Below are 7884 nucleotides of genomic sequence, written 5' to 3'. Positions count from 1 at the left end.
CCCCCCCCCCCCCCCCCCCCCCCCCCCCCCCCCCCCCCCCCCCCCCCCCCCCCCCCCCCCCCCCCCCCCCCCTTTCTACCCCCCCGCCCCCCCCCGACATCACCACATGTCGTGGTTCGTCGGCAGCGTCAGATGTGTATAACCCCCCCTTGTGTGGCTTTAATGGAGGATATTTCTCCTTTTTCTCGGGGGTAACCCGGCGTCTTTTGTCCAGTTCTCCATCCTCTTTTTTAGGTTTTGGTCCGGGTTTAATTGCTTCAATTTTTTCCATCATATGCATTAGGTTTAAATACCTACAAACATAACCGAGAAACATTTCATCTTTTTACTGTTTTCCGTAGGCTGTTTTTCTAAGGCCATTCAATAAAAAAAGCCTGCCAACAGCTTAGTTTGGCATTTATTTTGTATCTTTGTTATCCAGTTCTACTTGTTGTGAAGCAACAAGCCCGGAATTGGAAACTTACAGATGGGGCCGTTTTGGATTTGACAGGGTGGCGCTGAGTATGTAAGCATGCAGTGCGTTGTACGGAGAGCACTTAAAAGATAACGTTCAAACAATAATTGGCGAAAATAACTACGCCTTAGCTGCCTAATTTAGAATTACGCAAGCTTTTGTCCCTCTAGTTGCCGCATTGTTAGGCTAGAAACCGGGGCATCGAAATAACGACGCTAGCTGTTGCATGGTGCGCTGCAATGGCGAAACAAAGTACCTAAGGAGCAAGACAAGGTCGGTTTCCAGCCCGTCTACTCCCTACAATGAATTGGAAAATAAGCATGTAGAAGGCATAATTTAGAACACAACTGGACAAGGGTTCGAACCCCTTCGGCTCCACAAAGCTTCTCATTTTCATGAGAAGCTTTTTTTATGGAAAATGTTTTGTGCAGTGGGTTTAGATTCTGGATTACTCTCTAGATGGCATTTCGTCCCAGCGGAACCCAGCTTTCGTAAACCGCTCAGAAATAACAGAAGTACAAGCGTTTTTCTTTGGTGGTGTAAAAGTTCCAGCTGATGGAAATTTCGTGGGTGGAGCCGGCATAACCAGCTAATTTACTCATGCTATGATCGTACGAATAGCCCAGCCTGAGCTGTTGGCTCACAAATATCTCGGCCATGCCAATGAGGGCATTTTTGCTGTTGAAATCTCCCTGTAGGGCTGGTTTTTTGTACAGGTTGATGCCGGTTCTATAGCCTGCGCCTAGCCAAACCACCTGCTTGAATAGGAAAAAAGCATTGATGTCCATCACCGTCGGACCTTTGATGTCGTCTTTGATCAAAAAGAAAGGCTTAAAATCAATGGCATATTCTACCATAGGAATCAATACGCCGCCTGTTAGATAAAAATGGGGCTTCGGTGTTGGAAAATTGTAATCCAGAGACCTTTTGTCCAATATATATTTGCCAATCAGATTGTTAACCGATGCACCGATATACATTCTGGGTGTAGAGAAAAAAACGCCTGCATGTATATCGGGCACTATTTGCTTGACCGTTCCGTTTGGAATATAATTATCGTCCAAATCTATCGGATTGAGCAGGTCTCCATTTAAGCCCGACTGCATTACACCAAGGCCCAGGCCAAAGGCAAGCTTCGAAGTTTCTTCTTCGTTAATCGGCAAGCGATAGGCATAGTTGGCAAAGGCCGAAATATTTTTCTGGGCACCCAACTGCTCTGTACTCATCACCAATGACAGGCCAACACGCTCGTTGGGCATGAGCGCATCTGCCGCCAAAGTAAAGCCTTTGGGAGCACCATTAACACCAGCCCATTGGCTTCTATAGGTGGCATTGATGTTGATGCGTTCGCGATATCCCGCGTATGCCGGATTGATATAAATACCATTGAAAATATATTGGCTATACTGCGCATCTTGCTGGGCCAAACACGGAGTGGCCAAACACAACATTAAAATAAGCTTAGTTAATTTCCACATATCAATCTTTGATCAACGTAATCCAACCTGTACTGCTTCTCTCGCTACCATCTTTATCCCTAATCTTCAACAAGTAGTAATAGGTACCCTCATTAAGACCATTCCCGTTCCAATCGTTTTTGTAGGGACCATTGCTCCTATACACCTCATTGCCCCACCTGTTAAAAATAGACAGGGTATTTTCGGGATGAAGCTCCAGCCCATGTATCTTAAAGACATCATTTTTGCCATCTCCATTTGGCGTAATGACATTAGGCACGATGACTTCGCCAATAATCTCCTTCACATCGGTAGCTATGTTATTGGCCAAATTCGGATCGGGCTCAAGCCCGGTTACACTAACGGTGTTCACCACTTTTTCGGCCTTAATTGCTGTAGTTTTTAGCGATAAAACCATTTTTTGACCGTTTGCCAATAAAGGTATCTTCCACGAAATGACATTGTTAACAACGCTAACGTTGTCCATTGGGTCGCCAATAATGCCCATGTATTTTAGGTTGCTTGGCAGTTTATCTACCACTTCTACTCCAGTAGCATCGATATTGCCGTTATTCTGCACTGAAATCTGATATTCGAAGGCTTCACCCGGCCCTACATATCGTTTTTCGGAAATTTTATGGACTGCTAAGTCCGCATATTCAATTATTAATAAAAAACCATCCGAAAGATCCGACTTACATCCTTCAGCATTGATAGCTACCACTTGGTACAAACCCGCGACGCTGGCCGTATAGATTGGTGCGGTAGCATTGGCTATAGCTTTCCCATCTCGATACCATTGGAACGAGGAAAGTCCAGCCTGATCTCTTACTGCGAATTTGACCGAAGAACCCAAACGAATTCTAACAACATGAGGATTTGCCTGTGCAAATGCCCAAGTGGCCAACAGCAAGAAGAACGCCAGTAATATGTACCGTTTTACGTTCAACCCAGTGGTCTGCTAGCAATACTATTGGACAATAATGGTAGGTTTAACTGGTTTCGGCGTTACAGTTACGGTTTGTGTTGCGGTTGCCGTAACCTCGCATCCATTGTTATCGCCCGATTTGAGCACGCCCGTATTAGCCGCCGTTTTTACATATTTTACGGTTGCACTGAAAACATAAGTGCCAGCACCAGTTGTATTCAAGGTAAATTTATTAACATCAGTCTTTGAGCCATCGTCAGAACCTATTCCTGAAAGTGGAGTTACTGCTGCTCCATTTTTTGTTGCCGACCATACATAAGCGTATTCTATGCCTGCAGGCAATGTCTGGGCTGGTGTAGCCGTAGCCGTGATAATCGAGCTCAAACTTGCATCGCCACCGCAATAAGAGGCATTATTTGCAGCTAAGGCAAGTGTTTTGCTCGGCAATTGGTAAACCTGGAAAGGATCTGAAAGATCTCCCCAACAGCCGGCAGCCGATTCTATCCTGCTGGTATAATTATGCACGCCCGCCGAAAGATTATTCGGAGTCACATAATTGGTTTCGTTGGCTGTTCCAGTATAGGTTTTGCTCGCTACTTCAACGCCCTCTAAATACCAATGAACCTTATCTCCGTTTGTTAGGGTACTTTCTTCAGGGCTATGCAGTGTTGCCGTTCCGCCATCGCATAAATAAACCGGGTAGTAAGTTTGCGCTTTACTTGTTGCATTCATGCCAAGGATGATGATAAATGCCGCGAGAATTGTTTTGATAAATGTTGTTTTCATTGTTTTGGATGCTTTTTTATTAATTATTTAATTGAATATGTGCTTTTGTGGGTTTGGGCTGAACATTAACAGCAACACTTGCATTCATTGCCTGACTACAGCCCGTGGCCAGGTCTTTGACCGACACCAGCTTATAGGTAAGTACGCCGGCACTATTTACAGGTATAGGCACCGTTGCCGTGTCCGATCCCGAAGCTGTTGCAACGGTTTGTGTGCTGCCGTTGTTAATTGTATAGCTAAATTCATAAGCGCCTGTGGCACCAGTGCCCTTAAAACTAACAACTGGGTTATCGGTGGCGTCAACGCAAACGCTTAACGGACCATCTGTAGTGGCAGTTGGCAAAACATTAGACCTCAAGATCACATTGGTTTGCGTTCTTTTGGTATTCAGCGTTTTGATATAGAAAGTTTGTACGCCTGACGATGATAAGGCACCGCTAATCGTCCGATTGCCGCCTGCATCCTGTGAACTTAAGCCTGCTGGAAGCGTCGAATTTTCAAATTGTGTACCATCTGCCGATAACGGATAGCTAACGGCCGCAATGCTACTCCCTTGGCATACTTCCTGGCCATTAACCGTATTGTATTTAATGTTGTTGCAAAGGCCAACGCCAGACGCCGCACCATTTAAACATTCCTCGTCAGCATCTACCGGACCCAAAACATTATTGCCCGTGGCATCAGGGTCGCCTACATCGGCTGGCCTCAATATGCTCGCTTTTGCGTTGCTGAATGTTTGGTTATAACTTCCTGAAAAGGTGGCTACGATAACAACGTCGATGGTGCCTTGGTTAGGCATGTTCAGCGTGGCGGTATAATTCTGTATGCCCGTAACGGTATTGCTTACCGTTACACCCGCGCTTTGATTGGCCGCTGCTACAGAGGCAATGGTTAATCCGGCAGGCAACGAAATGGCTAAACGCGATCCATCAGCAGCCGAAGGGCCGGCATTTTGTACTTTAACCGTGTAAGTAATTGTCCGGTCTGAAAAGTACTTGGATAGATCTGGGCTGATCGATTCTATCTTTAAATCTGCCTTGAATATTTCGATATTGACCAATTGGGTAGTTTTACCACTTTCGATATAGGTCCAGGTGTCCATCGAACGCTCATCACCAAATTGATTACTATTGCTATAAGCACCAAACTTGTGCCCGTTGGTATTGCTGCTTACTCCGGTTAAATTGGTTACCGGGTTGGAACTATTGCTGCCCGGAACCCCTGCATTGGTAATATTTACGTCGTCCCAGTACACAATATCGCTATATTCTGATGGATTGGGATTGGCAGGGTTAACATTGTAACTCGTATTATTTTCTATCAGTTCGATGATCAAACCCTGCGGGTTGATTTCCATATCGATGTATGGAAAGTGAACCTCGGCCGACCGCAAAAAAGTTTGCACCAGCGGTGAAATTGGCCCCGGCTGCAAGAAATTCCCATTGGCATCTTTTACATCCCAAAATACTTCGTTAGCGCCTGCCACGGCAGAACCATTGATAACCCGGTCGGCACCATTGGCCATGGGAATGGTAATTTGGTAGCTTCCTGATGCCGAAGCCGTAAAAGTAATTTTTGCCCCTTTATAACTGATCTTTCCATCGCTACCCTCAATGCCAGTAAATTTCAGATCGGTAATGACTGGCAAAACGGCTGTTTTTTTGAGCCAGGTAGTTTGATTGGCCGCACTGATATAGGCCGGCACCGTTTCTGGAAGATCGGCATTGGGCTTGTTGTAAAAAATCTTATGGGTTTTGTTCAAGGCATCATCAAGTGTTCTTGGATCGTGGAGGCCAGAAAGGGCAGCTGTTGTAGATGCATTTAAACTCTTATAAGTGGCTACACCTCCAACGGCAAAACCATTGTTGTTAGAAAAAAACGTAAAGGCCCAACCATTGTTGCCATTGGTTTTTACACGGTACGCCCTTCCATCTTCGGTAAGAATGTAATTGGTTACATAAAACCCTTTTGCACTACTGGTAAAGTTATTCCGGATTCCAAGGTTTAAAACATTGGTGTAAACACGGCCTGTTAGCCAAGCTGTGCCCGCAACATTTCTTACCGATACATCCCATGCGGCGATATAGTTTGCGGTATTGCCGGTAGATTGGGTCCAGTTTCCATCGGCCAAAACATCTGGTGGCGTAATGTCACTACTGTTGCCATTGCCCACAGGCGCCAGGAATTCGACCATCCATACGCCCGTACGCGCAGCAGCAACCGAAATGCTGATAGGCGTATAGCCCACGCCCGGCCCCGACAGCTCTGCTGTTCGGTTTGGAATAAGCCCAACACCAGCGCTCACATTATAGGTAGTCGAATTTCCATCGGGCGAGGTAACGACAATCCGCCCGTTGTTTACCCCGATAGCACTTGAGGCCACGGCAATAGTTTCGCCAGATTTGGCATAAACGAAATGGGCGCCCCTGGTTTTAAAAGGAAACCGGTCTGTATAGTTGGTACCATCGATGTTGGCATACAGAAAGGCCCTATTACCTTGTGCTCCTGCAGGGTAAAGATCTTTACTACCTTCTGCAAAGGTTGTCAATGCAAAACACGAAAGGGCAGCAAAGATCAGACAGCACAGCAAGCGCTGTGAAGTTAGCCCTGATGGCTTCCATATATTTAGCACCGTAACGCAATACATATTTCAAAAAAAGCATGCATTGCAAGAGCGCAAATGTCCTAAACCAAACATAAATAGGGAGACGTTTGTGTATTAATAGTTCTCTCTCCTAAAATAGGAACAAAAATTGATACAGGGTAAAATATTCTACATTTTGTGTAAAATATTACATCAATATCTTGAAAAATTGTAGAATATTTTACACAAATTTTTTAATTATTTAACTTTTGATTAAAAAAATACATTTGGCACGAAATATATGGGGTTTAATTTTCATCGATCTAGAAAAAGACCGGATAAGGAAGCTTATTTGTAACAAAAACAACGACAATTGATTTTAATGTGAAATCAGGTTTTTGACTGAAGGGCTTCCAAAATCCCAATGAAGAAAGCGCTATTCTATTCTTGAGCAAGCGACGGAAAGACCGCCGATGTTCAACCTGATTTGGGGGGCTTAAAGATTGCCTCTCCGTCCCTAGCATTTTGAGCAGCTGTTTAATTGTCGATGCATTTTTACACCTCCTCAGCCATAGCCCCTGCTTAGAAATGAGTGTGCCGAAAATCCTCTAGATTTTTACCTGAGTATGCCCGCCCTGATGATCAAAAATGCGTTGAGCAATACATAAGCGACCAGAAGCAGCAAGAAAAACCTACGGTCTAGGCGGTCTGCCTTGGCATCTTTCCCCTTCTTGATCATTTGAAGCGAAATGGCCGTACAGATGATTACCACAAGGATAAAAATCAGCGTTAAACCGTGCAGCATATCCACCAAGGTAAAGGAGCTCGAATCAGGCAGAGAGCCATCAATAATATATTTGTTGCCAATAACGGCAAAAAGCGAGCCTACACTCAGGCCAAAACGCGAATCGATGCTATCGGCGTGGATAAAAAAGCACATCAATGCGATAAAAAATGCTACATACATCCCCAGAAACATTTTCAGGAACAGGCCAAGGGCATCTCTGCTGATATTGATCTTCACCTTAAAACTGCTGTATTCGGTATGTGCGGGCTTAATACTTTCGTCGCCAAAGGCGGTTTCATATTTTTTGACAGCGCTTTTTAAGGTCAAACTGTCGATATTCCAGCCCCGCAACGTAAACCTGGGATCGTATTGCTTGCCTACTGTATCGGGTACAAAAACAAGTGCATCTTTATCAAATTGCGAATTTTCTATAGATAGGCGAAGTGCCTGCTTATCGAAGGGAAAATTGTTGATGGCCCAGGAATCTTTCATCACGCACTGGATTTTCATGAGCAGGTACATGCGGTGCCCGGTGCTATCGAGGGTAGAAAAAGATTTGCTGATGGATTTGGCCTGCGGAATTTCGAGGTTGTTTACAAAATCGAAGTCCTTGTTTTTGTATTTGAGCCAAAGCCAAAAATCGACCGTGTACTCTTTGTCCTTAAAATTAATGTCGTGGATGCTGGTTACATAGATGCCAGCCTTTACGGTATCGGGCTTTGATTTTTGGGCAAAGGCCACGGTACCATACAGCGAAAGCAATAGGATGTAAAGGTAAAGTGTTACATAACGGCAGTTATTTTTCAAGACAATTATTTTTATTTAAAAATAAGAGTTAGCTCCGATAAAACTATAGCTATGCAAAAATATTACCTGGATGGGCTCATA

General features: G+C 44.6%; 6 protein-coding genes and 1 other RNA gene. 1 reads left to right on the top strand and 6 read right to left on the bottom strand.

Annotated features, from left to right (window positions below; genetic code table 11):
• On the bottom strand, window positions 1–271 hold a 271-nt coding region (locus JHD69_RS08075; protein WP_199139154.1), incomplete at its 3' end, for a hypothetical protein.
• Between the two features lie 197 nt (window positions 272–468).
• Here JHD69_RS08075 and ssrA point away from each other — a divergent pair.
• Window positions 469–835, top strand: a transfer-messenger RNA (tmRNA) gene (gene ssrA / locus JHD69_RS08070).
• Between the two features lie 119 nt (window positions 836–954).
• Here ssrA and JHD69_RS08065 read toward each other — a convergent pair.
• The 5 genes from JHD69_RS08065 to JHD69_RS08045 form a co-directional block, all read right to left on the bottom strand.
• A complete protein-coding gene (locus tag JHD69_RS08065) occupies window positions 955–1932 on the bottom strand; it encodes a PorP/SprF family type IX secretion system membrane protein (protein ID WP_199139136.1) in 978 nt (325 codons plus the stop codon).
• A gap of 1 nt (window position 1933) precedes the next feature.
• Window positions 1934–2860, bottom strand: a complete 927-nt coding sequence (locus tag JHD69_RS08060; protein WP_199139134.1) for a gliding motility-associated C-terminal domain-containing protein — start codon at window positions 2858–2860, stop codon at window positions 1934–1936.
• A 21-nt stretch (window positions 2861–2881) separates the two neighbouring features.
• Window positions 2882–3625 carry a hypothetical protein gene (locus JHD69_RS08055; protein ID WP_199139132.1) on the bottom strand — a complete coding sequence of 248 codons (744 nt, stop codon included), beginning with the start codon at window positions 3623–3625 and terminating at the stop codon, window positions 2882–2884.
• Between the two features lie 19 nt (window positions 3626–3644).
• Entirely contained in the window at window positions 3645–6173 is a 2529-nt protein-coding gene (locus tag JHD69_RS08050; RefSeq protein WP_199139130.1) for a DUF11 domain-containing protein, read from the bottom strand.
• A 652-nt stretch (window positions 6174–6825) separates the two neighbouring features.
• Window positions 6826–7803: a hypothetical protein gene (locus JHD69_RS08045; RefSeq protein ID WP_199139128.1), complete on the bottom strand. Its 978-nt coding sequence runs from the start codon at window positions 7801–7803 to the stop codon at window positions 6826–6828.
• Window positions 7804–7884 lie beyond the last annotated feature (81 nt).

The sequence above is a fragment of the Pedobacter sp. ASV12 genome (assembly GCF_016429155.1).
In the GTDB taxonomy this organism is placed as follows: Bacteria; Bacteroidota; Bacteroidia; order Sphingobacteriales; family Sphingobacteriaceae; genus Pedobacter.
This window is presented reverse-complemented; position numbering and strand designations above follow the sequence as displayed.

Bases quoted from the DNA above. Each gene is read 5' to 3' on its own strand.
- JHD69_RS08055 (WP_199139132.1), bottom strand. From the start codon at position 3,625: ATGAAAACAACATTTATCAAAACAATTCTCGCGGCATTTATCATCATC.
- JHD69_RS08065 (WP_199139136.1), bottom strand. From the start codon at position 1,932: ATGTGGAAATTAACTAAGCTTATTTTAATGTTGTGTTTGGCCACTCCG.